The organism is Methylobacterium hispanicum, from assembly GCF_022179285.1.
In the GTDB taxonomy this organism is placed as follows: domain Bacteria; phylum Pseudomonadota; class Alphaproteobacteria; order Rhizobiales; family Beijerinckiaceae; genus Methylobacterium; species Methylobacterium hispanicum.
Genome location: NZ_BPQO01000022.1, coordinates 1 through 24366, shown reverse-complemented (window position 1 = coordinate 24366; position 24366 = coordinate 1). Strand labels below are relative to the sequence as shown.

Sequence of the window (24366 nt, the reverse complement as noted above, 5' to 3'; positions counted from 1 at the left end):
GCCGCGTGCGCGAGCCCCGATCGACGGATCGGATGCCCGGCCCGCTCATCCCGCCGCGGCCGCCGGCGCCGGATGGAGGACCCCGGTATGCGGCTTCGGCCCGGCCCTGCGGATCTCGCACCGTCCGAGGCCGGGGATGCGCGCATGGGCGACGGAGGGAAGGTGGCGGCCGACGAAGCCCTTCAGGAGCCTGGAGCCGCGCAGGACCGCGAGATCGCGCGGGAGATGGTCGGCGAGACTGCGGCTCATCACGACGACGAGCTTCGCCCGCGCCCGTGAGGCGATCACGTTGAAGCGGTTGAGACCGAACAGGAACTCCTCCTCGGCTGCGATCTGGTCGGCGTCGCCGATCCCGAAGCTCGCGACCATCACGGCCTTCTGCTGCCCCTGGAACCGCTCGACGGTGTCTACGGCGGCCGTCATCGCATCCCGATCGACCTCGGGCGGCAGCCGCGCGCCCAGTCGCTCCAGGATGGCGGCCTGCTGCGCCCTGTGCGGCGTCACGACCCCGACCCCCTCGCGGAAGAAGGAGACGCCGTCGAGGATCTCGCCGGGACGCTCGAGAGAGCCCAGGCGGCCGTACAGCGCCGAGATCGTCGCGGCGACGAGGTCGGCTTCCGCCTCGTTGCGCTGGCTCGAGAACACGTCCTCGTGCACGACCGCGACCAACGGCTCCTCCGGGTCGAGGATGGCCTCCAGCGCACGGGATGGCGCGACCTCTCCTGGGCCGGGACGACGGAGGTCGATGCGCAGATCCGGATGGGCCGAACGCAGATCCCGGCCGTAGCCCGCGTCCCTGAAGAAATCGACGATCTCGGCGTTCGAGCGATAGTTCACGTCGAGCATCGTCGGGGCGATGCCGTCGTCCGGGCGACCGGTGCGGTAGAGCCGGAAGAAGTCGTAGACCGAGCCGACGAGGTGGGCCCCGCCGTCCGGCGGATCCACGGGATGGATCGGCGGCATCTGAAGGTCGTCGCCGACCACCGTCAGACAGGCGTCCTCGGCCAAGGCCGTAAAGGCCACCACCGCGTGGGCGACGTCCATCTGCGAGGCCTCGTCGACCAGCATGAAGTCGACGATGGGCGCACGCGGCGCCTCCTTGTCCTGGCTGGCGATCTTGACGAGCCGCGCGATCTGCTCGGCGGTGCCCGACAGCACGACGTGTTCGGTTCGCGCTTCAAGGACGCCGAGCAAGTCCCTGGTCGCCTTGTCGTCCTTGGCCCCGCTCGGTGCCAGGATGTGGTCGCGCAGGTTCTCGTGGACGCTCGCGACCGTCGCCCGAGACGAGGCGAGGCGTACGTGGCGCACCGGCCCGATCCCGGCCCTGGCGAAGGCCTCCGGCAGTTCCGCGGCCACGTTCTCGATCGCGACCCAGGTCGGTCCGGTGACCGCGATGCGCAGCTTCCGATCCCGGCTCACCGCCAGAAGGGCGATGAGGAGCGAGACGGCCGTCCGGCTCTTGCCTGTTCCGGGCGGCCCCCAGAGCAGGCTGAGGCGCTGCCCGACCGCGCGCGATACGGCGTCCGCCTGCCGAGGCGTCAGGCTCCGGCCGATACGGGCGAGGAACGCCAGTGCCTCGACCCCCGAACGCCCGCTCGGCTCCTCGGCCAAGCCGTCGGCGTCCCAGACGAACCGCTCGGCCGGGACGGAGGGGCCGCTCCGTCTGGATCGCCGCAGCGCGACGTTCGAGACGTCACGCGCGAAAAGGGGTCTCGACACCGACAGCGGAGGCACGCCGTAGCTCCGCAGCGCCGGCTCGAGCCGGGGACCGACGAAGAAGTCGCGCGAGATCGGGTCGAGGATGCCGCCGGCTCCGGCCGAGCCGTCGAAGTCGAGGCTCCAGATTCCGAGCTCGTGGAAAAGGGTCGGAAGGCCCTCGTCGTCCTCGACGGCCACGATCCGCGCGATCCGGTCCAGTGCGAGCACCGTGACGGGGCAGTTCTCCCGGATCCGGCGGCCGTCCCGGACGAAGTCGTCCTTGATGCGCTTCGACAGTTCGGGGTGGTCGCGCTTCAGCATCCGGAGCGTCGCGTGCTGCAGCCGGAGGCTGTCTTCCGGCATCAAGGACAGGTTGAAGTCGCCGACCTTGATCTTGGCCTCCAGCGAGGACGCGCGGAACTCGAAGACGTGGATGCGGGGACCGGCGGCGACGCCGTTCGCGGCCATGAACTCGGCGGCCTCGGTGGCGGGCAGCCTGCGCAGCAGCCGCATGCTCCGGTAGCGCGCCTCCCGTTCCTGGGGCGGCATCGCCATGGCGAGATCGACGTCGAGAGCTTCCGCGGCCTTCATCAGACGCGCGTGGTGGCGGAGGATCTGGCCGTCGTCGGACACCCCGTCCAGACGGGCTTGATCGTGCATGACGCTGCGGATCGTCGGAGCCTGCGACGAGAGGGTCTCGTCTAGGTCGTCCGTCAGGCGGCGCACGATCGACAGCATCGCGTCGAGCTTGATCGCGACGGTCTGGCGCAGCTTCGCCGCGTGGGCGTCCCGCCCCATGGTCTCCACGAGCCGGCTTCCCGACCAGATCTCCAGACCTCGCTCGGACGGGACTTGGTCCGACAACGGGTCCTTGAAGAGGTTGCTCACGGGAAAGCGTCGGGTCGCCTTCGCGAGCTTGACGATGCCGACCATCTGGTAGCGGGCGGCGACCTCCAGGATCGAGTAATGGTGCGGGATGTCGACCGCGAGCAGGCGGACGGCTTCCGCGACGATGGTCACGGGCGAGTTCCGGCTGATGTTGCGTGCGTCCTTGAGCAGCTGCGCGGCCGGGAAGATCCACGACATGGGCGAGGCCGTGACGCCCTCCACCTCGGACTCGCGCACGGCATCCAGATGGCGCCCCATGAGGCGGGACAGGTGCTCGAACGAGTTGCGGTCCCAGATGTAAAACTGGACGGTCGGCGGCTGGCGCTTCGCCCTCTCCTTGGCCGCGCGGCCGAGGGCACGCTCGCGTCCCTCCAGGATGATCCGCTCCGCATCCATCAGGTCGGCCTGCAGGCGGGCCATGAGAGCCGCGAAGACCTGCCGCTCCTCCCCGAGGCTCTTGGATCCGACGAGTTCGACGGCCTCCCGGGTCTCGGCCGCGACCCCGCCCGACAGGATCAGGAGCTTGTAGCCGAAGGCGAAGGTGAGCCCGCTGGCCACGTCGTAGTCGACGGAGAACGCGACCCTGGCGTCGGCCCATTTCGGCAGGACCGCGGAGGTCCCCGCCTTGTCGGGCACGCCGATCGTCCGACCCTGCGCCAGCGCCTCCGCACGGTGGCGCAGCACGGCCCGGCCCGCCTTGAGGGCCTGATGCTCCTCGTAGGCCGGATCGTCGGGCGGGAGCGCCGCGAAGGCGGCGATGTCGCGGATCCCGCGGCGTGCGAGCTTGCCGCAGGCGCCGGCCGTCATGCCCGGTATCCGGCTGAGATGCCCTTCCCGGGCGGCGCGGTTCCAGCAGTAGTCCTCGCGCCCCGCTCCGGAGGCGTCCTCCGGCGGCGGAACGGGGTCCTCGGGATCGTCGCGACCCCACGAGAATCCGAGCCAATCGCAACCGCTGCAGCTCCGTCCGACGTGCCAGGGCAGCGCCCGCCAGTCGGGCTCGGAGACGACCTCGCGAAGTTCGGCCGCAAGGAAGCGTTTCACGCGCTCCACCACGACCTCGGCTGGCAGGACCTCCAGGCTCGCGAGCCACGCGGCCGCAGCGGTCTCTGGATCGATCGGGGCGCCCGAGGCTTCGTCAAGGAGCGCCTTCAGAGCCGACCCCTGGTGGTTGCCCGGCCAGATGCCGGCATCCGCGAGGACGAGGAAGCGGCCGCCGAGGCCTGCTTGGTCCAGCCACGCGTCGAGGGTCATCGCGTAGTAGGCGAGTTCTGCGAAATGGGCCGGGCCGGGCTCGCTCGCGAGCTTCACGTCGACGATGCGCAGCCCGAGCCGGCCGTCGTCGGGAGGTACGATCCGAATCTCCCCGTCGGCCCGGATCGCCCGCCGCTCTCCTCCCCCGCAGGCCTCGACCCGCACGATGTCGGGCCGGACCTTCGCGTACGTCATTCGGCCGCCGCCGGCGGTGGCCTCGCCCATCTCCAGATCCCTCAATCCGTGGGCGCGCCGGAAGCCGGCGCAGACGTCGAACTCGCCCTCGACGATGAAATCGCCGGGCTCGGCAGTAGGCAGATAATCGCCCAGGGCGATCTTCTGAAAGGCGCGCTCGTCGTCCGCCTCGACGACCTCGGGGCCGAAGAAGACCCGACCGGGAAACAGGTCGAAGAGTTCCTTGAAGGCCGCTCGCTCGTGCGCACGGCCGTGAGACACCAGGAGGCCGGGATTGCGTCCGTCCTTCGGCGGAATGCCGGCGCGGGAGCGCGAGACGTCGCCGGCATGCATCTCGAAGCGCAGCCGCAACCTGCATCCGGTCTGGACGTACTGCGAGATCGCCTTCTTGCCGAGCCGGTACAAACGCGGTTCCTTCGATTCGCGCGCCATCGCCGACGACGGACCATCCGCCGGGTCCGACGAACCGTCAAGCTGCCATCCCGCTCCTTCGTTCGTCTTAACGCGTTCGGCACGATTGCGGGCAATCGCTCAGGCGGACGGCGCGGGCAGGTCGTGCGCATCCTCGACCCCGGCTCCCATGTCCCGATCCGAGCCGAGAGCCGACGGGGCGCCGACGGCGCCCTCCCAAAGTCGCCCGTCCACCACGGCCTTCCTCTCGCCGTCGAGCGTCAGGACCGCCGGACCCACCCAGTTCCCGACGTTGCGGGCGATGTGATCGACGACCAGCAGTGCGCCGTCGGGTCCCGCCTCGAAGTGGTTCGAGAACCAGTGGGTCGCGATCGGAGCGACGCCGTGGTCGGCGAACACGGCCGCCTGGAACGCGCCCTTGGCGGAGAATCCGCCGTCGTCGGCCGCCGCACCTTCCGGAAGGGTCCCGGTCGTCGTCGGCGCTCCCCTGATGCCCCACGTCGCCGTGCCCTCGGGATGGACGGCGGTGACGCTTCCGTCAGCATGCAGCCGCAGGGCGAGCGGGCCGTCGCCGCACGCACCTTGGCGGACCAGGACGGTCTCCGCCTCGCCGCGGCTGCCCGGAATCCGTGGGCGGGAGAGTTCCTGCATGGCGAGGGCAAGATGACGCCGATCGCAGAAGACGATCTTGATGGATCCCAGCGCCAGTCGCGCGAAGCCGGCCGTCCACCCTCTCGCGTCGGCCTTTGCCCGGGTCGCCAGTACCGCGCGGTGCACGGCGTTGGAGCCGCCGTGCCAGAGTAGGGCCACGAGGTCGCGGGCCGCCGATCCGGCCCTCATCGCCCGGTCCATCGCTTGGGCGGCCCCCTGGACGATCCGATCCGCATGGGGCTGGAGGGCGTCGCGGATCCGGCCGCCGACGATCGTGCGCACGAGAAGCGGGGCGCCGACCAGGGCGACGACGGCGGCCCCGCTGCGCACGAGATCGGGACCGACCTTCGCATCGACGATGTTGGGCACCAGAACCATCGCGGCGAGCGCCCCCAGCCCGCCCGCCGCGCCTGTCGAGACGGCGTTCACGGCCCAACCGATCCACGTGTCGCGGCGGAAGGCCGCGAGCCCCGGGCAGAGCTTCGCCTTCGGGGAGAACTTGTTGCCCACGACCCGTGCCCCGAGACTGCGGTCGGGACGCATCGCCAGCGGGAGCCCCTCGACCGCCGAGGTCAGGTCGGCTTCCTGGAGATCGTTGCCGTACAGCGTGGCGTCGGCGAACCGCACGTCGACGAGCCGCGCGCGCTGGAAATGCCCGTCCACGAGAACCGCGCCCGTCATGTCCGCGCCGGAGGCGTCGGCGTCGTCGAAGCGGGCGCCTCGCGCGGCGAAACCGATCATCCATGCCTGCCGCAGGCCGGCGCCGCCGAAATTGCCGCCGTCGGCGATCGCTCCTTCGAGGACCGCCCCCGCGAAACCCGCGCCCTGCGCCGATACGTTCGCGAGGCTCGCGCGTGACAGAGAGGCGCCGTCGAATCGCGTCTGCCGCAGATTGGCGCCGTCGAGCCTCGCGTCGGGAAGGCAGGCCCGCCGCAGATCGAGCCCGGACAGATCGAGCCCCGCGAGATCGGCCCCCGGCAGCCGGCGGTTGCGTGCGACCGCCTCGACCAGCAGATCCCGGACGGAAGGGTGCGCCCCCTCCGCCAGCACCCGACCCGACTTGTCGCGAATGGCAACCATGGAATGCTCCTCGCCGAAGGAACGAACTTGGCAGATCGCCTCGAAATACGGAACGGAGGGCAAGCCGGGCCATTGAACGAGCCGGGGCGGTTCCATAGACTTCGCTCCGACCCGGGAGGCCATCTTGAGACCGTCCCCCATCGCCGTGATCGGCCTCCTCGCCATCCTTCTGTCCGTGCCCGCGGCGGCGGAGGCCCTCTCCTTCGAAACCGCGAGCTATCCGTCCTGCGGCGGCTGCACCGTGGTGTTCGCCGCCGGCGATATCGACATCGACGCAGGAGACCGCCTGCTCGCGGAGGCCCGCCGGCGCGGCCTCGGCCGCGGCACCGTTCTCGTCCTGGATTCGCCGGGCGGGCGACTTCTCGGGGGCCTGAATCTCGGACGCGCGATCCGTCAGCTCGGCTTCGACACCCGGGTCGGGCGTCTGGATGCGGAAGGCCGGCCAGCCGACGGCATCTGCGCCTCGGCCTGCGCCCTCGCGTTCCTGGGAGGCGTACGCCGCGACGTGTCGCCAGGCTCGAAATTCGGCGTGCACCGCTTCTACTTCCCGGGGGGCACCCGCTCCTACGACCCCGACGAGATCGGCGCCCTCCAGGAACTCACCGGCAACCTCGTCGCGTACGCCTCGGGCATGGGAGTCGACGCGCGCCTCGTTTCCGTCTCAAGCGCGCGGTCGGATCTCAGGCTGCTCTCCGCGGACGAGCTTCGCAGTTTCCGCGTGGTTTGGAATCCGATGGCGTTCTCGCCCTGGGAGGTCCGGACCTTCAGAGGGGGGCTGGCGGCGGTCTCGCACTCGGCTGACGGTCGGGCCGACCTGAGCCTCTTCTGCGACGAGACCGGTACGCGCAGGGCCGTGCTGGTCCACCGCTTCGACCCGCCGCTCGGAGCGGACGAGCAGACCCGTTACCGGCGGTGGTTCCGATCGGCGGGCGCCATCGAGCTTCTCGGACGGCAGGTCCCGGTTCGAGGGGCCGACTTCGCGTCCTCGGGAGACGAGCTGTACCTCGCCCTGCGGCTGCCCGCCGGCTTCCGCCCCAGGCCCGGCGCCGTGCCGCGCCTCGCGGAGGCGTCGGGGAACATCGACTACACGGTCGGCGCGGGCAACCTGGAGCCGGCGCTGGATGCGGCGTTCCGCAACTGCGTGGCCCGCTGAAGCGGTGCCCGAGCAGCATGGATCGGCTTCGGCGCGGACCGCATGTACATCGCCTTCATGGCCTGCCCACGACGGCCCGCCGTCCCTCACGGGAGGCATGCGGTCCTGAAGTCCGATACCGGCTTCTGGAACTTGCCCTGCTCGATCGCGAACGACCATTTGTCGATGGAGGTCGAGACCGAGATCGGCTTGCGTCGGAGGCCGTCGAAGTAGGTACCGAGCTGCTCCGGTCCGTCCAGCACCACCGTCCGGGCCTGCATGCCGAACAGCTTGGCGAATGCAGTCTCCTCCTGGGTCCCGGTAGGGGGCATTGCCACCGCGGCGCCCTGCGCGACGAGCGCGGCGACGTCTCCCGGCGCCGTCCTGGTGAAGAAGGTCATCGTCGGCGATCTGTAATCGCACGCAAAGGCGAGGCAGGCATTTCCCTTGCCCTCGTCGAGGTTGTCGCAAGACCAGACCAGCTTCCGGTCGGCGTCGTAGGTCCATTCGGTCAGCGTTCCGGGAGGCGGAGCCTCCATGCCGGCTTCGGTCGTCAGGGCAGCCGGGGCCGCACCGTCGCACCGCAGGTAGCTCCTGATCTTGCGCTCCTTGTCCAGGACGGAGAGCGTGCCGTTGGCTTCCGCCACGTAGGTCGCGTTCTCCTTCCAGGTCTCTCCCTCGCCGGTGCAGGACATCGCAAGTTCCCATCCCTCGCCCTGCATCGTCGCCCTGTCGATGGTGCACTCGGACTCCCAGCCTTTGTAGGTGGTCCCCTCGATCCGGAAGTTGCCGTCGGAGGGCTCCTTGCAGTCCTTGGCGTCCGAGGCCCAAAAGCCCTCGTAGGGGCGCTTGCCGGATTGCGGCCCGCAGGTCCTACCCGGCCCCGCGTCACGCTCGCCCATCGTTTCGAAGCTTACGCCGTTCCACACGAACGCCTCGGTGCGGCAGCCCTCCCCGATCCGCCATTTCGCGATCACCAGCCGGCTGCCGGGTCGATAGTCGAGATCGAGCTCCGGGTGGCTGTCGGAATTGAGTGGAAAGGTCGAGACGCGGCCGGTCGGCAGGTCGACGACAGGAAGGAAGACGCAGCGGGTCCCGCACCCGATCTCGATCATCCTGGTGCGGCCGGCGAAGTTGGGCGGTCCCTGCATCCCCTGCAGGATGCGCGTCCTGTAGTTGGCGTACGCCCGATCCCTCCCTCTGAAGTCGGGCGGCCGCGAAGGCCCATGGTGGACGTCGACGCGATAGGCGTCGAAATCCGGCTGGCGGGCGGCCGGGCGTTGCGAGGTCGCCTGCCGGTTCCCCTCGTCGTAGCATTGCAACCGCTTGAACGGGTCGTCGAGCGTCGAGCAGTCCCGCGCATGCGCCTGGGCGATCGTCCCGAGGAGGACGACGAGGGCGGCTGCGAACGGCTTCATGGCATCCTTCGAGGCTCGGCGCGGCAGCTTCGACGAGCTCGACGGGCATGGCAAGCGATCTGGGATCGAGTCTACGCCGAGGCAGGGCCGGGTGCCTCGTCGGATGTATCGGTGGGATCGAGGTCGCCGCGCCCGAGGGATCGCGTCGTCCAACGAGCCTTCGGACGTTCCACGTCAGACGAATGCCGCCGCTGGCTCGCTGCCGCAGGCTGCGACGCATATGGTCCAAACCGATCGGACACCGGTCCAGGTTCAGCCCAGCAGAGCCCGGCTGAGCGCGGCCAAGCCGGCCTCGAGCCGGAACGCGTCGGCGACCGAGAGAACCACGAACGTGGCGGCGAGCCAGATCGGGCCGGGCAGGAAGGGCGTCGTCAGGCGCGCCAGCTGCGGCAGAACGGGATCCTGCGGCCGCAACCCGGCGAGGCGGGAGAGCGAGACGCCGAAGCCGTAGACGACCGCCACGGCGCCGATCGACAGGAGGGCTTCCCGGGAGAAGGAGTATGCGAACGCGGCGTTCGCGGCGACGATGCCGCCTCCCGCCGAAAGAACGAGAACGGCCTCGGCGATGCCTCGGGCCTCGCGGCGGCCCTCGACACGCGAAAGCCGGGCCGGGAGAAGGACCAACGGTATCGTCAGGCTTTGGACGACCATCACGAACAGCGTCGCGGCCGTCGTGTTCACCACCGCGGCGAGGAGGGGACCGCCCATACAGCCGTAGCCGAAGGCTCCCAGCATCAGCGCCCAGAGCATCGGGATCCCGATCGCGGATCGTGTCAGATCGAGGAGCCCCGCGTCGTCCAGGACCGGTTCGCTCTTGCCGGCCGCCACGCGGGCGAGACGGCCGACGGAGGCCGCGAGGGGTTGGGCCGGATAGGTGGACGACATCGGTTTCCCCGGTGGCCTGCCCGGCGTCAACGGCATCTCCCTGCCACCGGGTTCCCCGAAGCAATGCATCCGGCCTGATCCAGGCCGGTTGACAACATCGGGGCGCGACCCTCATGGAAGGAACGGAGTGGGAAATCCACTCCATCGAAGGGGCCATAGCTCAGTTGGGAGAGCGCCTGCATGGCATGCAGGAGGTCGGCGGTTCGATTCCGCCTGGCTCCACCAATTCCGATCCCGGGGGGCGGCGCGGTGCTTCGGGTCGAGCGGCGGGGGATCCGGATGCGGCCATCCTCGGAAAGGCTTGAGGAACTCCGCCTCGCTCTCCAGGCTCCGAGCGAGCGCCTCAGGAAGATAGCCAGGGCCTACGCGGCAGAGATCGAAGCGGCGGGCCAGCCGGTTGCCGCAGGTCCGTCGATCGATCTCGCCGAAGCAATCATGATCCGTCACCGGGACCGCATGATGCGGATCCTCGCGATCGACGGCCGGCTTCGCGAGGGCATGGCCGATCCCGGCACGGTCGCGGCCGAAATGGAGGAGGCCGTCCTCGCGACGGAGGCGGACCTGCGCCTGATGGAAGGCGCGGCTCCGCATGTCGAGGCGGCCATGGCCGGGGCTCCGGAGCGGGTCCGCGTCCTGAACTAGCGGTCTATCCGCGCGGCGCAGCGGACGCCGTCGGCGCGGGACGAACACCGAGCGCCTCCAGAACCGCTCCGCAAGCCGCCACGGGATCCATCGGCCGACCCTCGGGCGGTTGGTAGGTGACCTTGGGGTAGAACTCCGCGATCCGCGCCTCGGCCCGGACCCCGACCGTCTCGATCGACACGCAGTCGCGCGCCGCGCGCCGGACGCTTCTCATCAGGTCCGCTTCGAGGAACTGCGGGCTCTCGACGGAGCAGGTGGCATCGTCGATCGGCGTCGCATCGCCGATCACCACGACGGCGCGATCCGCCTGCTCCCGTCCGCCCAGGCGGTCGAGCGCCCACCCGAGCGCCTCGCCGTCCAGCCCCTCCCGCTGGAAGGGATCGCGCATCATCAGGTCGAGACGCTCGCGAGGAGAGGGATCGCCCTCCGTCCAGACCTCGTCGAGGTCCTTGTGGACGACATGCAGAAGATCGTTCAGCCGTCCCGGGCTCTCCGGCCGACCTGCGGCGACCCATTTCTCGCGCGAGAGCCCTCCCTTCCAGCGCAATGTGGAGAAGGCGAGCACCTCGAATGGGACGCCGGCACGCTCGAGGGAAAGCGCAAGACGGTCGACGCATGCGACCATCCGATCGCTGTCGGGGCCCCTCAGACCGCCCGACTGGTCGACCAGGATCGCGACGACGCGACCGTCGGACGCCACGAGAGCCGGAAGCCCCGCCACGGCCTCCGGGTCGAGCAGCCGGGCGCTCCGACGTCCGGGATGTTCCAGGCACGTCTGCGGAAGCTCGGCCCGCCGCGCGAGCGAGGCGGCATAAGGTCCGAAGCCGGGATCGGCGAGGATGGCCGTGGACGAGCCGACATAGTCGAACTCCCGTGTGAAGATCCGCGTCTCCGCAGGGCCCGGCCTCGTTCTGCGCATGTGCTTGTCTCTCAGGCTGCCCGGCCGAGCCGCGGGCGGGTCATGGCGTCGAGCGCGGCCTCGGCGGCGAGCTTCGCCCACCGGACGGCGACGGGGTCCGGCGGAGAGCCGTCCAGTCGGGTCTCGCCGAACCAGTCGCCTCGAAGGCGTCCTTGGGCGGCGAAGTGAACCGTGTGGACGAACGTCGTGGAGTCGTCCCCGTAGCTGACGGCGTTGATCCGGCGCCAGGAGGGTGGGCGGCCCCGGGCCTGCCGGATCAGCCGTTCGGCCTCGTCCACGTAGTTGCCCTTGGCTCCGGTGCCCATCAGCACGACGAGCCGGGTCTCGGCGGGCAGCCGTCCGAGATGACGCTCGGCGCAGGCGCCGGCGACGCGACGCCCGAACTCATGGGAGACGAAGCCCCCCAGCATGTCGCCGCCGGTTCCTTTCCAGACCCCCTTCTTCTCGTCGAAGCGCTCGACCGTGCACCGGACCAGCGAGCCGAACGCGAAGCGTCCGTCCGGATCCGCCACGAGGCGGTCGATCTCGCGGTTCATCGCCTCGGTGCCCCCCGGGTCCGAGATCAGGCCGAGCCTCGCCAGGATGCGCGCGACCCATATCCGCTGGCCCTTGAAGGCGACATGGTCGTGCGGCGTGCGGGCCAGATCGCCGGCCTGGGTCGGCCCCTTCGAGAACCCGAGAACGAGCACCTGGGGGGCGCGGGCGCCCCAGGAGAGCGGGTTCGCCCGGATCCGCCAAGCGGGGGTGCCGGCCGCGACTTCGTCGAAGGCCGCCGGCGCGGCATGGCAGACCGTGCAGGAGATCCGGCCGTGGGCCGGCAGAAGACAGGTCATGGGCTATCCGTACGGTCGGCGGTCGCCGGCATCGTAGCCGCCCCGCAGCCCCGGAGAAAGATCCGTTCCTTCAGGCCGCCGCTTCCAGCGGCACGATCCCGTACACCTGCGCGATCTCGCCCCAACCTTCGACGAAGGCGTTCACGCAGCCCGGATCGAATTGCCGGCCGGCGTTTTCCTGCAGATAGGCGATCGCCCTGGCGGCGGGCCATGCCTGCTTGTAGGGGCGGTCGGAGGCGAGGGCGTCGAACACGTCGGCTACCGCCGCGATGCGGCCGGAGAGGGGGATCTCCTCGCCCTTCAGTCCCTTCGGGTATCCCGTTCCATCCCAGCGCTCGTGGTGCGAGCAGGCGATCTCGGCCGCGACCTGGACCAGCGGGATCGCGGAATCGCGGAGGATCTCGTAGCCCTCGAGGACATGGCCCTCCATGATCCGCCGCTCCGCCTCGTCGAGACGGCCGGGCTTGAGCAGAACGGCGTCGGGTACGCCGATCTTGCCGATGTCGTGCATCGGCGAGGCCCGATGGATCAGGCGGACGGTCTCCTCGTCCAACCCGAGACGACGCGCGATCACGCGCGCGGTCTGGGCCATGCGCACGATGTGGTTGCCCGTATCGTCGTCCCGTCGCTCCGCGGCCCGGAGCAGCCGCCCCACGAGCTCCTCGGCGCCTCGCTCGACCTGAACCCGATGCTCCGCGACGAGACGGCTCGTCGAGGCCTTCTCGTCGGCGAGCGCCTTCCTGGCGGCGACCAACTTGCGGACGTTGGCGATCCGGACGCGGAACTCCCGGTGGTCGAGAGGATGCACGAGATGCTCGTCGGCGCCCGCATCGAACGCCGCATAGCGGAGATCGCGCGCGGCCTCGGTCGTCAGCATCATGACATGCGGCTCGGAGCCGCGCGCATCCCGGTACCTGCGCACGAACTCGATGCCGTCCATGCCCGGCATGCCGTACGCGACGATCAGCAGATCCGGCGGCTCCCGGACGATATGGGCCAAGGCCTCCGCCGCGTCCGCGAACGTGGCGATCGCGCAGGCCCCGACGCCGCGCAGCATGCCTTCCATGACTGCCAGATCGGACCGATCGTCATCCACGAGGACCACGCGCATGCCTACCCCTTTCGTTGGTAGAGTTCTCGCGCATCGTACCTTTAACGGCAGTCAAAGGAACCGCGCGGATCCGGGTCCCAAGACCGTTCCAACCGACATCGTTAGCTTGGCTTTAACGCAACCGATTCAATGCTGACGGTCGCACGCCGTTTCGGACGCGCGGAAACACTTCGCGGAACCTGCGGCTGGGACCGCCCGTTCCTGCCATGCCTGGAGGAACGCCATGTTGCGGCACCCCTATCTGATCTCTGCGGCCGCGTTCGGAGCGACGGTGACGTTCGGCGCATTCGGTCTCGTCCTGGCCGCGGCACTGCCCGTCACCTTGCCGCCCGGCCTGCTGCCCGAGCCGGCTCCGCAGATCGCGGAGCCGGGCGCAAAGCAGGTCCGGATCGTGCTGCAGAGCCCGTTCAACCAGCACTGACCCGACGCTCCCCGCGACCGCCGTGGCGTCGCCGGACGGCGTTGCCGGCTTGCGCCTCGGGCCGATCCCACGTCCTGTTCCACGGCACCCGTCCCGGCCCGATCGCGCGTCGACCCACCTTGCGGCGGACGTGCGAACCCGACGCCCTGGCGTCGCGGCGTCCTACCCTGCATTGCTCCTTGCATCGGCCGACGCCAACTTGGCGCCGGAAGGAGCGCGAACATGCCCGCATACCTCGTCGCCGACGAAAACACGGCGCTTTGGCCCCACATCTTCCATGATCAGCGCGAGCGGATGACGCGTTTCGTCTACGACATGGACCAGAAACGCCTGCTCGCCGTCCAGATCCAGACCGGCCCTGTCGCCGGTTGGCGGGATGCGGAAACGCATGAGTTCGACGACGTTGCGGAGGACGTCTCCTGCAACGAACCCTTCAAGGATCCCGACGGCTGGGACCTGGTCGTCGTAGACGCCCTGCCGCTCTGGGCCGAGAGCATCGTCGCCGCACGCGCCGAAGCGGCCGGGGTTTCCCCCGGACCATGAGACGCCGCATTCGGTTTCGCCACCCGCACGGTCAATCGTCTCCGTACTCGGAGCCGAGGCCGCCGGCGACCGCCCTGACGACCCTCCCGCCGAGCTGCGACGCACCCCCTAGGCAGGAAGGTGCAGCGGACGGATCGCTGCGGCATGCACCACGACTCGCAGGCCGATGGCGGGGATCTGCAGTGCGTGGTCGTACCTTCCCGCTCCGATCAGGGGCGGGGCCCGGCGGTGCGTTCGGCTGATGCGCGCTCCGTCTGGAGCCGGGCCGCCTCGGTTGCCCTCGCCACGATCGGAACCGCCCAGCCGCGGGCGGCTTCCTCGACGGTACGGTAGAGATGCCGGAGGCCTGCGACCTGGAACATGCCGGAGGGCGTCGGCCGGATCGTGCAGCGCCCGAGCCGCCCGTCCCCGAGCGAGGCGCCCCACTCGTAGACGGGATCCTGCGCCATGCCGGGGCCCCGGCCGCGCATCATCTGCACGACGTGTTCGTGGGGCGTGGGTGGACGATTGCGCCTGAAGTGGCGAGCCTCGACGACGACTTTCGTACCGTCGACGTCGTAGCCCTCCCGCCAACCGTTCCGGAATTCCGCTCCGTCCATACGCATCGGCATCCCAGCCCGACCTCTACCCGTCCAAGCCCCCCATCTTTGCGCTTTTCGCGACAGGGAGCCAGATCGTGGAATGCGCTCGCTCCTGATCGTCGTCCATCCCGGCTCGGCCTGCGGCTCCGCCGATTTCAACCTGGGACCAGCCGAGGCCGGCCGAGCCCGCGGGTTGCTCGCCGAGGACCTCGACGACTGGACGGGACCGATCGCCGTCATCGACGGCGAGCTCAGCGCGGAACTGCGGCAGCGTTCTTATCGGGATCTCGGAACGGCGCTCGAAGGCGCATTGGAGCGCGCGGCCGAGGGCGGCCACCGGTTTTTGCGGATGCGGGGGGACAACGAGGAGGAGTTCGACCAAGCCGCGGCAGCAGAAGCGATCGTTGCGGGCCTGCAGCTGGCCGGCGGCGGATGGCGCGTCGAGCTGACGGGCGCGTGGTTCGATCCGGAGCGCCGGGACGGCTGCGTGAACTCGGTCGCTCAGGTGCTCGAAGGGGCGGGCGTTCCCTACCTGATCCGCGACAGCGCGATCGGACTCCTCGATGCGGCGGCATCCGCCGATGCGGAAGAGCTTCCGGTGCCGTCCGCCTGAGGCCCCGCCGCCAGCTGAGCGGCCGCCGGGGAGCGAGGAGCGCCCCGCTCCTCAATACCTGAAGCCGGGAGTGCCGCGGCTGCGGGCTTCGAGTTCGACGTCCACGCATCCGCCGAGGACGATGTAGCTGCCCGATCCCGTCCAGGCGGCGATCTTCCGACAGGTGGTCTTGACCTCCGCAGGCACCGCGGCCCAGCGGGCCTTCAGGCCGTCGTAGGACGTCTGCTCCTGCTCGTAGCACGCCGATCTGGCGAACGACGAATTGCCGAGCGTGCCGGCCGCCGCCGCGCACAATGCATCGACGTCGTAGCGCGGGACTGCATCCTGGGCCGCGGCCGGAAGAGCGGTCAGCAGGAGAGCGATCAGGATCTTGTCGTTCACGGAGCACCTCACCCCCGAGCTTTGCAGAACGGCTCGGGGATTTCGAGGGTCTCAGGCGGCGCCCGGCATCGGGCGCATGGAGCTGTCGACCACGGGCTCGAGTCGGTTCTTGTACATCATTCCGAAGCGCTCGAGCTTGAGCAGCCGCTGCTCGTAGCCTGCGATGTCGACCTGCAGCCGCCGGCGCGCACGGATGATCTGCGACGCGGCCGTGAGGTCGGGATGATTGGTGCGCACCACTTCCGCGAGTTCGAGAAGCGCCGATCTGAGCATGGGGGGCACATCCTCCTTCTTCTCGGAGGCGAAGATGTTCACCAGCGTGATCGCCGGGTCGTGCTCCCTATCGAGAGGAAGCGCCGCTTCCAGGCGGCAGATCTTGCCGCTCACGGTGATGGAGCCGCTGAAGCCGCCTCCCATCACGGAGAGTTCGCCCTCGGACGGTGAGACCCAGACCGTTCCGAACCAGAGATCGAAGCGCCTGGCCAGGACGCAGTCGCCCTCGCCCGGCAGCCTGGCGAGATCCTCGCGCGCCTTGGCCAGGGCCTGCTCCTCCTCCGACTTCCTGCGGGCGATGTCGCTCAGCGCCAGCGGCAGGATCGCCGCTTCCTGCTGCAGCATGAAGTTCGAGGCGGCCTTCCGGAGCGCGCGGACGATGTTGTCCCGGCTGACGAGATGGGCGCACTGCGGAACCTCGGGGTACTTCACGACCTGCAGCGGCCCGACGTAGCTTGCGCCGTAGTAGGTGAACTCCATGACGGCCTCCCAATGGTAGCCGCCGTGCTCCAGCACGCCCCGCAGAGGCTCCGCGATGACGGACCCGCGCTGGCTCACCCATACGCGGATGGGCCCTGCGTCCGACTTGTAGGTGATCGGTCGCGGACCGCTCGGGATATGGTCGCGCAGTCTCGCGTCCGTGCGCACGACGTCGTGGCGACGGACGATGACCTCTTCGATGTCTCCAGCTCCCGACTGGCTCATATCCAGATCCGATGAGGCAGGCGGCCCGCAAGCCGCCTCGGCCAGCCCAAGATTACCGTTTCTCGCGGCACATTCCGGGCCATCTCCTTGAAGAAGGGTGCACGACGCGCGCTACAAACAACATTCGGCGCAATGTCACGCCTTGTCCGCAAGGGTCAACAGGTCCGGCATCCCCAAAAAACGGGATGGGCAGGGGTGTAAACACGTAGACGGACCGGTTCCCGAGTGGACGCGCGACGCAGATCGGACCACGGAACGGAACGGGAACATACTTCGCAGCGGTCCGAAAATGCAAGATGGGGATCCGGAGATTCCGCTCGTCGTTCCCACGCCCTCGGCTGCCATCGCCGGCAGGATCCGAGCCCTGCGCGAGGAGGCGGAAGCGAACCTGCGCGCGGATCGCGAGCGGACGCGAGCGGGCCTGGAGCGGAAGATCGAAGCCGTGCAGGCGGCCAAGGATGCCTTCGACCGGATGCTCGTCGGCCGCCTCGACAAAGCCGCCAGGGCATGGGCGGCGCTGGCGCAGGCAGCATATGCCGGTGCGCTCGACGACGCCGACGCGGCCTCGCGCGACGACCTTCCCGGAGCATCCGTCGAGGTGCCCGGCGCGCGTCCCGAGTTCCGGATCCTGGCGGGGGGCGGGATCCTCGGCGTCAGGCCGGCGTCGTCAGGCCGGCATCGCGTCGATTGGCGGACCGCCCCGGGGGCGCACCCCGTGCTGACCGGTGAGATCCTGAGAGGGCCGGATCGGACGTTCACCCTCGTCGCAGCCGTTCCCGAAGCTCGCGCGACCCCGCACCTGCGCTCCGCCATCGAGACAGCGGTTGCTGCCGTCCTCGGCGAACCCTGGCGCGAAGGCGTCTGCACGCTGATCGACAGGTGCGACGAGCTCTCGATGTACGCCCGTCTCGTGTCCGGTCCTTGTCTGGCAGACCGCTCTCGCTCCTTCGACGGGCATGTGGATCGCGACCCGAAGGAATAAGGTGGACACTCCTGCGAATCCGTGATCCATCGATAGGAATGACCTCGACGAACGGGCGAAGGAGCTGCCGATGTCGTCCCCGTACATCCTCTTCCGCTCGTCGATCGCCATGGCGGTCCTCGCTTGTTCCCTGGGATCGGCCGTCGCCGGCGGCCTGACCCGCGTCGCGCCACCCGATCCACGCGTTCGGACCGAAGACGGCTACATGGCCAACTACCGCTCCTGCATCGACGGAACCGGCTGCGACCGACAGCTGCTCTCGATCACCGACGAAGGCTTCGTCCGCGGAGCGGAATACGAGGGCAACCGCCGGGCCTGCGAGACGGGAAACACCGCCGCCTGCCGACCCGGACTGCTCGATCGCGACGATCGGGCCCGCATCTCGGGTCTTGGAACGGCGCCGGGCGTATTCCCGCTCGCCAGCCCGCTTCCGCCACCTCCCACGGCCGTTGCGCCGATCGTGAAGCGCCGCCGCCACGTGGCCTCGGCCGCCTCCTTCGCCTACCGCCGGCCCGCCAGGACGCCGCGCCACTACTACGTGCGCCGGGGCGCCCCCGAGTAGGAGGCCGCCGGGACCGAACGCGACGCCGCCTCGGCGCGGACTTCGGCGGGGACCCGCATGCCGGCGGCGACGGCGCGTTCGACCGCGATCCTGTGCGCGGCCGCATGGGCGGCGTATCCGGCGGGCGAGAAGCCGAGCCCGGAACGAGTGTCGTAGGTTGCCTTCCCGAGGCGAGCGACAAGGCAGAGGATCAGCGGCGTCGAGAGGCCCGCGCCACGCCGATCCTCGTCGATCCAAAGCTCTCCCCCCGCGTAGAAACCCACGCAGGTACCGCCTTCCGTCTCGAGGAGCACGGAGGTCGGCGGCTCCCAATCCGCGTCGGCAACGAGGTGGACGGCGTGCCGACCGTCCGGCGAAGTCCAGGCCGGGGCGAGTTCCCAGGGCGCTTCCCTGAAGAGGTCGTAATCGGAACTGCGACCGTCCACCCCGAACGCCGGCGCGACCATGCCCGGGCCGACGAACTGCTCGAGGGCAACGCCCCATACGGCGCGGGGCAGGGGAAACTCGGTCACGGCCTGGATCCTTCCGCGGTCTCCGGAGCGTCGTTCCCGCCTTCGTCCTCCGGCTCTCCCAGATCGAACGCCGGCAGGCTTTCGGCGCGCTGGATGACTTCTTCGACGGCGGCGGGCGCGAAGTTCCAGGCGTCCACCCCGACGTCGAGCGTGTTGCGGAACCCGGGCATGCGGTTGTGGCTGTGCCCGAAGGCATGGATCGCGCCGCTGCGGATGCCCGGCCAAGTGCGGAGGCCGTAGTGGAAGAGGCTGAAGCGGCGGTTGTTCGCCGACATCCGCAGGATGCCGCGCTCGATTGAGGTCCAGGACAGTGCCAGCGTCGCCGCATCGTCGTGGTTGCCCAAGACGAGGTGGATGGCTTTGGGCCGCGCGAGACGCCGCCAGATGCGCTGGAGGCGCTCCGGCGGGCATTTGTGGGCGAAATCCCCGAGGTAGTAGACCACGCTGTCGGGACGGATCCGCGCGTTCCAGTTCGCGATCAGGACCTCGTCCATCTCGTCGATGCACGCGAAGGGGCGCCCGGCGTTCCGGATGATCCCGGGATGCCCGAAATGGTGGTCGGCGGTGAGAAAGACGGTCATGTCCGGTCCGGTGAACGGCCCCAGATGTGCACGGCCCCGGGCGCACCGCAATAGAAGCGTCCGCTTCCGACCCAGTCCGGCCAGCTCTCGCGGATGGAGATGTCGGGCCTCGCCCAACTCCCGCCGATGGCGGACAGGGCAGCGACGGCGTCCAAGCCTGGCGGCAGGGTGACGGCCCAGGCGCCGGCGAAGCGGATGCGGGTCCACAGGAACCCATCGTGGCCGCGCTCCCTGCCGATGTGCTCGGGCCGGTTCTCGAGGGCGGCGCTCTCGGCGACGACGTCGCGCACCTCTCCGAATCCCCACCCCTCCCAGAGGCGCTCGTCCGGAAGATGCTCGATGGATCTGACGGACATCCGGCCGAGCGCCCCGTGGCCGGGCCGCACGTCCCGGGTCGCGGCGAAGGCCGAGATCTCGAAGGGCAGGAGGACCTCCACGCCAGCCGGCAGCAGGCCGGCATGGCTGTCCCAGACGTGCCGCCGCGCCGATACCCAATCCGATCCGATCGCTTGATCGTACTCGCGGCGCCCGTAGCGCAACTCGCCCGGCCCGGCCCGCAGACCCCGCGTCCTCTCGGCCCTCACCCGGACGTGGAGCGTGCTGGCGGCCGTGATCCGCAGGCGCTCCACGACCTCGGAAGCTGCCTCGAGGGCCAGCCGGAGGCACGTGTAGGTCGTCTGCACGTCCACGAGGACGCCGTCGTGCCAGAGCTCGACGACGCCGACTTCCTCCTCGACGACGTGGATCGTCCGCTTCGTCCGCCGGACGACTTCGACTTCCTCGCAAAATTCGTCGAGGACGACCTGGGACATTCACGTTCCCCGCAGCGCAGCCGTCGAGAAGGAACCGCAAGGCGGCGCGAGGGGCAAGGGTATCGATCGGAGGCGGTAGTGGCCGCGTTCGTCGTTCGGGGTCCCCGCCCTCGCCGCCGGTCTCCTCCGAGGGGAGGGCGACCAAGGCTGCCTCGGCCTCAACCGCAGCGGTTGGCGATGGAACGGCTGTCCGACCGAGCGGCCTTCCGAGTGCTCTACGGCTGTGGATCCGGGTGTCGAAACGGATGTGTCTGATAGGAGGGGCGAGCGTACGCCGAAGGAGCTGCGGACCACCGAGGTTCTCGACCGTCGTCTCGCGCGCCATGGGTTCTCCCCTGAGACCTCCGCAGTGTCCGTCGACCGGATGCAAAGGGCAAGACGTTCCTTCGGTCGATCCCTCAGTTGCGGTTGGGAACCGGCTGCCCGCGACCGCGCGCTCCCAGGAACCCGACGAGGATCGCGTCGATCTGGTCCGGCTTGGCCGTCTCGCACTCCCAGATCACGAGCACGCGCCATCCCGCCGCCGCAAGCCTCTCCTGCGCCTGGGCGTCCCGCTCGACGTTGCGGGCGAACTTGGCCTGCCAGAACTCGATTCTGGTCTTCGGCATGCTCGTCTTCCGGCAGCCCTCGTGGCGGTGCCAGAAGCAGCCGTGCACGAAGATGACGGCCCGGAGCGAAGGGAAGACGAGATCCGGCCTGCCGGGCAGGGACCGCCGATGCAGCCTGAACCGATAGCCGAGGCGATGGGCGGCGCGCCGCACCACCATTTCCGGCCCCGTATCGACACCTCGTATCCGCCCCATCAGGGCGGATCGCCTCGAAGGATCCAGCGTGTCCAAGTTCGGCCCTCGCCGTCCATGGAAGCCGGAAGTGGCGTGCAGGTTCGGGCGGTCAACCGGGTCGGACGGTAAGTCGCGACGCTTGGCGAACCGCACTGCGGATGGATTCGCGTGGGCGAGCCCCGCCCCTCAGTCGGCCGACGCTTCGGCAACGCGGTGGATGCTGACGTAGGTGGTGCCGCCCATGCCGAGCGCCCGGGCCGAGCCTCGGGAGAGATCGATGATGCGCCCGTGCACGAAGGGGCCGCGATCGTTGATCCGCACGACGACGGAGCGACCGGTGCGCTTGTCGGCGACGCGCACCCGCGTGCCGAAGGGCAGGCTGCGGTGGGCGGCGGTCAGACCGTTGGGGTCGAAGCGTTCGCCGTTCGCGGTCCGATGACCGCTGCCATACCATGAGGCGAGACCATGCTGAGCAACCGCGGATGGAGTTTCCTTGTGCTTCGAGGCCGTCGTCGCTGCTGTCGGGGAAGAATGCATCTGGGCGCCCGAATGGGTACAGGCCGCAGCGAACATGACGGAAGCGGTTACGACCAACCGGAGAAGCACACGCATCAAAACGATCTCTGGTCTGCGGCCGGACGGATGCGACCGCAGAGATTTGAGGAGTGAGGAGCAGCCCGGCCTGGGAAGGTATGAGCCACGATCGGGCAGGACCGGTATGGGCGCTAACGAAGGAACAGTCAAACATCGGTTCCTTCGGCCTGGGTGCGCCCTCCGCCGCGGTTGCCAACTCGCTCTTCCGCCGATCCACAATCGCTGGATGGACCTATCGAGGGCACGCCTGAGGCTGAATTGAATATCTACGGTTGGCCGGCCCATTCGTCGGCGATGCCGCAGGGTCCGATCGATCCTGACATGATCAGCGGGCTGTTGCGCGAAGCATCGTACGCCAGCTACGCGCCCCAGAACGCGCATGTTCAAACCGGCTGCGCGATGCACGGCCATGTCGGCAGCGCATCGCGAACAAGGTGGCCCAGCAACATTATGGCATGTTCTTGTATCTCACGCGGGCCGCCGTGATCCTTCCATCTAGCGACATCGCAGTTGCGACCAGATCATACGTAACATCCAATTCCATCCTCCCGCCGGAACCATTGGGGACATAGGCCACCGCCATGGCACCGGATAGCGTGCCGTACGCTCGACCGCTCAGGTTATCAAGGAACATGTCCGGCGGATCGGCGGCCTGATTGCTTGAGGGAACCCACCTCATGTCCCACTGTAAGTCTGACGGGAACAAAGATCTGCCTCGCAGCAATCCATGCCTTCCTCCTTTGAGGACAAACACCTGCAGATCCAGCGGAGTGTTGAATTTGCAGCAAGCGAAATACCCGGTGCCGTGAAGTGCTCCTGATTTTCGTTCGAAAATACCGCTGGCCACCGGTACTGGTAGATTTGTCGGCAGCTTCGCCCCCGCGTCCCGCACGAAGATCTGGAACCCGTTGTCGCAGTTCGTCGTCGTGCCTTGCACGTGATAGCCACAGGTCACGTTGAAGACGCCAGATTTCGTCGGCCGCCCGTAGATGATCCCCTCTCCATCGTTGATCTGGTATATTCCGACGCCTGGAGGGAGGCCGTTGGCGAAGGTATGCAGTTGCTTGTATGATCCACCGCGCGTCGCCCGAACGTACCCGGAGATCTCGTCACCGACCGCAAGGTCGTATGAGCTGACATCGAAGGCGGCCTTGTAGTCATTCTGCTCGAACGCTCGGAGGTTGACACCAGTCGATTGGACGTCGCCGTCTGCATCCTTGGCAATGATGGTAAAGATTCTATTTTCCTTATTGCGCCAGTAGGGGACGGACACCCTTCCGGAAATGACTCCGGTATCCTCATTCAAGGTCAGACCGATACTTCCCAGCGATCCGTCGGTCGGGCCGTAGGGTTGATGAAACTTGTACGGCGGGCGACCACCAGTGACAGTTACCTTAGAGCTATAATCGCCATTGCCAGTTATGGTCTGATAACCACCATTGATCGCCAACCTCTCATCCGGATTCAGCCCCACGGCCAGTGAAACGTCTTGGATGTCCTCCTGCTCTGAGGCATCTCTTGCTACGACCCGCACGGTCGAGCGCGTCAGTTGTGCGGGCGCTCCGGACAACGTGACCGTGTCCCTGGTAGTCGTCATGGTGAATCCGGCAGCGAGCGGCTCGCCAGCCAACGCGAAGGTGTATGGAGCCACTCCGCCAGATACCTTCAATGTCGCCGAGGCCTGCTGACCGACTAGCACTAGGCCCGTCTGCTGCGACAACGTCAAGTACATGTCCGATATGGTGATGCTGAACACATCGGATACAGATGTTACTTTGGTAACGTTGTTTGTTACCTTGAACGAAATTCCGCCATAGGTTCCCTTCCTTGTGGGCGTGCCATCGATGCGTACGTAGTTTGTGACGTCAGCATTGCCCGGATAGATGTTCAACCCGGGAGGTAGCCCCCCCGACGCAAGCGCGACGGTATACGAACCATTCAGCGAAAGGTCGAACCTCGCGGTATAAGGTTTATAGACCGCCCCGTAGGCTGCAGGGGTTCCAGTTATCACGGCCGCATCGCGTACGCAGATAGAGCCGACGGGACTGCTGACGGTCCTCCGACCGAGGCTGTCCGTCGCGGCGACCGTCAGCCCTCTATAGCACGCGACCTGAGTCGGTTTACCCGAGATCGCTCCGGTCGCGGCGTCTAACGTCAGGCCGGGCGGCAACTGACCCTCTGCCATCGCGTAGACGTACGGACCTCTGCCGTTGACCGCCGTGAAATTCGTCAAATAGTCCTGGCCACGGGCTGCCTGTTCGTTGAACGATCCCAAGATCTGGAGTGCGCGATCGATCGTGATCGCGAAGGTAGGCGTGATCTTCGTAGCGCCTGCGGTATCCATCACCTGGATCTGGATGCCGCCCAGGACACCCGCGCTTGAGGGATAGCCGAACATCCTGCCGTCGGAGGCCAGTGTGAGCCCAGTAGGTAGTCGACCCGCGACCAAGCTGAAGGTGTATGGGGCGGTGCCGCCGCTCGCGGCCACCTTCGAGGCGAAGTTCGCCCCGAGCATGCCGTAGAGGTTGTCCGGTCCGCTGATCTCAAGCGACCCGGATACGACGATCCGTGTCGCGGCGCTGTCCGTCCGTCCATCCGCATCCGCCACCCGAAGCGTGAGTGTCTGATCCGTAGGATTGGGCGGCGTGCCCGTGATGCTGCCGTCGTCGCGATTAAGCGATAGCCCGGTCGGCAGTTGCCCGGCCGCGACCGTGTAGATGTAGGGCGCTCGTCCGCCCTGCGCGCTCGCCTTGCCCAAGAAGACGCTGCCCGAGGTGCCGGGCAGGATGGCGGCGACGCTCAGTCTGAGAGGGGACGAGACCGCGATGGCGAACACGTCCGTCAGCGCGACACGACGATCGACGTCGGTGACCCGAACCTGCAGACCCGATGCGACCTGGACGGCCGTGG

23 protein-coding genes and 1 tRNA gene are annotated in these 24366 nt (G+C 68.5%); 8 read left to right on the top strand and 16 right to left on the bottom strand.

The features are described 5' to 3' along the window. Positions 1–45: 45 nt before the first annotated feature. Both MFF56_RS21985 and MFF56_RS21980 read right to left on the bottom strand, forming a co-directional pair. Complete coding sequence (locus MFF56_RS21985) at positions 46–4464, bottom strand: bifunctional RecB family nuclease/DEAD/DEAH box helicase (protein WP_238231039.1); 4419 nt, start codon at positions 4462–4464, stop codon at positions 46–48. 99 nt (positions 4465–4563) lie between these two features. Further along, complete coding sequence (locus MFF56_RS21980) at positions 4564–6174, bottom strand: pentapeptide repeat-containing protein (RefSeq protein ID WP_238231036.1); 1611 nt, start codon at positions 6172–6174, stop codon at positions 4564–4566. Between the two features lie 124 nt (positions 6175–6298). On the opposite strand from MFF56_RS21980, the gene MFF56_RS21975 reads away from it, so the two are divergent. Then, positions 6299–7327, top strand: coding sequence for a COG3904 family protein (locus MFF56_RS21975; protein WP_238231035.1), 1029 nt, complete (start codon positions 6299–6301; stop codon positions 7325–7327). An 86-nt stretch (positions 7328–7413) separates the two neighbouring features. Here the strand turns inward: MFF56_RS21975 and MFF56_RS21970 are convergent, their stop codons facing one another. Together MFF56_RS21970 and MFF56_RS21965 are read right to left on the bottom strand one after the other, a co-directional pair. Next, a complete protein-coding gene (locus MFF56_RS21970; protein WP_238231033.1) occupies positions 7414–8724 on the bottom strand; it encodes a hypothetical protein in 1311 nt (436 codons plus the stop codon). A gap of 252 nt (positions 8725–8976) precedes the next feature. Next, positions 8977–9609 carry a hypothetical protein gene (locus MFF56_RS21965; protein WP_238231030.1) on the bottom strand — a complete coding sequence of 211 codons (633 nt, stop codon included), beginning with the start codon at positions 9607–9609 and terminating at the stop codon, positions 8977–8979. 149 nt (positions 9610–9758) lie between these two features. On the opposite strand from MFF56_RS21965, the gene MFF56_RS21960 reads away from it, so the two are divergent. Together MFF56_RS21960 and MFF56_RS21955 are read left to right on the top strand one after the other, a co-directional pair. Then, positions 9759–9834 (top strand) — tRNA-Ala (locus tag MFF56_RS21960). Positions 9835–10044: 210 nt separating this feature from the next. After that, positions 10045–10251, top strand: a complete 207-nt coding sequence (locus MFF56_RS21955; protein WP_238231027.1) for a hypothetical protein — start codon at positions 10045–10047, stop codon at positions 10249–10251. A gap of 4 nt (positions 10252–10255) precedes the next feature. Here the strand turns inward: MFF56_RS21955 and MFF56_RS21950 are convergent, their stop codons facing one another. From MFF56_RS21950 to MFF56_RS21940, 3 genes are all read right to left on the bottom strand, one after another. After that, a complete protein-coding gene (locus tag MFF56_RS21950; RefSeq protein ID WP_238231025.1) occupies positions 10256–11170 on the bottom strand; it encodes a cobaltochelatase CobT-related protein in 915 nt (304 codons plus the stop codon). An 11-nt stretch (positions 11171–11181) separates the two neighbouring features. After that, positions 11182–12003: a hypothetical protein gene (locus tag MFF56_RS21945; protein ID WP_238231023.1), complete on the bottom strand. Its 822-nt coding sequence runs from the start codon at positions 12001–12003 to the stop codon at positions 11182–11184. A gap of 70 nt (positions 12004–12073) precedes the next feature. Further along, on the bottom strand, positions 12074–13114 hold the full coding sequence (locus tag MFF56_RS21940; RefSeq protein WP_238231021.1) for an HD-GYP domain-containing protein: 1041 nt from the start codon (positions 13112–13114) through the stop codon (positions 12074–12076). A 223-nt stretch (positions 13115–13337) separates the two neighbouring features. Here MFF56_RS21940 and MFF56_RS21935 point away from each other — a divergent pair, with 223 nt between their 5' ends. Next, positions 13338–13535 (top strand): hypothetical protein, encoded by a 198-nt coding sequence (locus MFF56_RS21935; protein WP_238231020.1) that lies wholly within the window; start codon positions 13338–13340, stop codon positions 13533–13535. 222 nt (positions 13536–13757) lie between these two features. Then, positions 13758–14078: a hypothetical protein gene (locus MFF56_RS21930; protein ID WP_238231017.1), complete on the top strand. Its 321-nt coding sequence runs from the start codon at positions 13758–13760 to the stop codon at positions 14076–14078. Between the two features lie 209 nt (positions 14079–14287). On the opposite strand, the gene MFF56_RS21925 is transcribed toward MFF56_RS21930, so the two are convergent. Then, a complete protein-coding gene (locus MFF56_RS21925; RefSeq protein WP_238231015.1) occupies positions 14288–14677 on the bottom strand; it encodes a hypothetical protein in 390 nt (129 codons plus the stop codon). 175 nt (positions 14678–14852) lie between these two features. Here MFF56_RS21925 and MFF56_RS21920 point away from each other — a divergent pair, with 175 nt between their 5' ends. After that, positions 14853–15272, top strand: coding sequence for a hypothetical protein (locus MFF56_RS21920; protein WP_238231012.1), 420 nt, complete (start codon positions 14853–14855; stop codon positions 15270–15272). A 51-nt stretch (positions 15273–15323) separates the two neighbouring features. Here MFF56_RS21920 and MFF56_RS21915 read toward each other — a convergent pair whose 3' ends face one another. Beyond that, positions 15324–15653, bottom strand: coding sequence for a hypothetical protein (locus MFF56_RS21915; protein ID WP_238231010.1), 330 nt, complete (start codon positions 15651–15653; stop codon positions 15324–15326). A gap of 51 nt (positions 15654–15704) precedes the next feature. Continuing rightward, positions 15705–16631 (bottom strand): hypothetical protein, encoded by a 927-nt coding sequence (locus tag MFF56_RS21910; RefSeq protein ID WP_238231008.1) that lies wholly within the window; start codon positions 16629–16631, stop codon positions 15705–15707. 97 nt (positions 16632–16728) lie between these two features. On the opposite strand from MFF56_RS21910, the gene MFF56_RS21905 reads away from it, so the two are divergent. Both MFF56_RS21905 and MFF56_RS21900 read left to right on the top strand, forming a co-directional pair. Beyond that, positions 16729–17613, top strand: a complete 885-nt coding sequence (locus tag MFF56_RS21905) for a hypothetical protein (protein ID WP_238231007.1) — start codon at positions 16729–16731, stop codon at positions 17611–17613. A gap of 70 nt (positions 17614–17683) precedes the next feature. Then, positions 17684–18175: a hypothetical protein gene (locus tag MFF56_RS21900; RefSeq protein WP_238231005.1), complete on the top strand. Its 492-nt coding sequence runs from the start codon at positions 17684–17686 to the stop codon at positions 18173–18175. Here the strand turns inward: MFF56_RS21900 and MFF56_RS21895 are convergent. The 6 genes from MFF56_RS21895 to MFF56_RS21870 all read right to left on the bottom strand — a co-directional run. Next, entirely contained in the window at positions 18148–18687 is a 540-nt protein-coding gene (locus MFF56_RS21895; protein WP_238231004.1) for a hypothetical protein, read from the bottom strand. The genes MFF56_RS21900 and MFF56_RS21895 overlap by 28 nt on opposite strands. Then, on the bottom strand, positions 18684–19268 hold the full coding sequence (locus tag MFF56_RS21890) for a metallophosphoesterase (RefSeq protein WP_238231003.1): 585 nt from the start codon (positions 19266–19268) through the stop codon (positions 18684–18686). The genes MFF56_RS21895 and MFF56_RS21890 overlap by 4 nt, the downstream gene beginning before the upstream one ends. Beyond that, positions 19265–20080: a hypothetical protein gene (locus tag MFF56_RS21885; protein ID WP_238231002.1), complete on the bottom strand. Its 816-nt coding sequence runs from the start codon at positions 20078–20080 to the stop codon at positions 19265–19267. Before MFF56_RS21885 ends, MFF56_RS21890 begins: the two co-directional genes overlap by 4 nt. A 398-nt stretch (positions 20081–20478) precedes the next feature. Further along, positions 20479–21015 carry a very short patch repair endonuclease gene (locus tag MFF56_RS21880; protein ID WP_308445281.1) on the bottom strand — a complete coding sequence of 179 codons (537 nt, stop codon included), beginning with the start codon at positions 21013–21015 and terminating at the stop codon, positions 20479–20481. 33 nt (positions 21016–21048) lie between these two features. Next, positions 21049–21399, bottom strand: coding sequence for a septal ring lytic transglycosylase RlpA family protein (locus MFF56_RS21875; protein WP_238231177.1), 351 nt, complete (start codon positions 21397–21399; stop codon positions 21049–21051). Between the two features lie 505 nt (positions 21400–21904). Next, a partial coding sequence (locus tag MFF56_RS21870; RefSeq protein ID WP_238231000.1) for an Ig domain-containing protein occupies positions 21905–24366 on the bottom strand: 2462 nt, incomplete at its 5' end.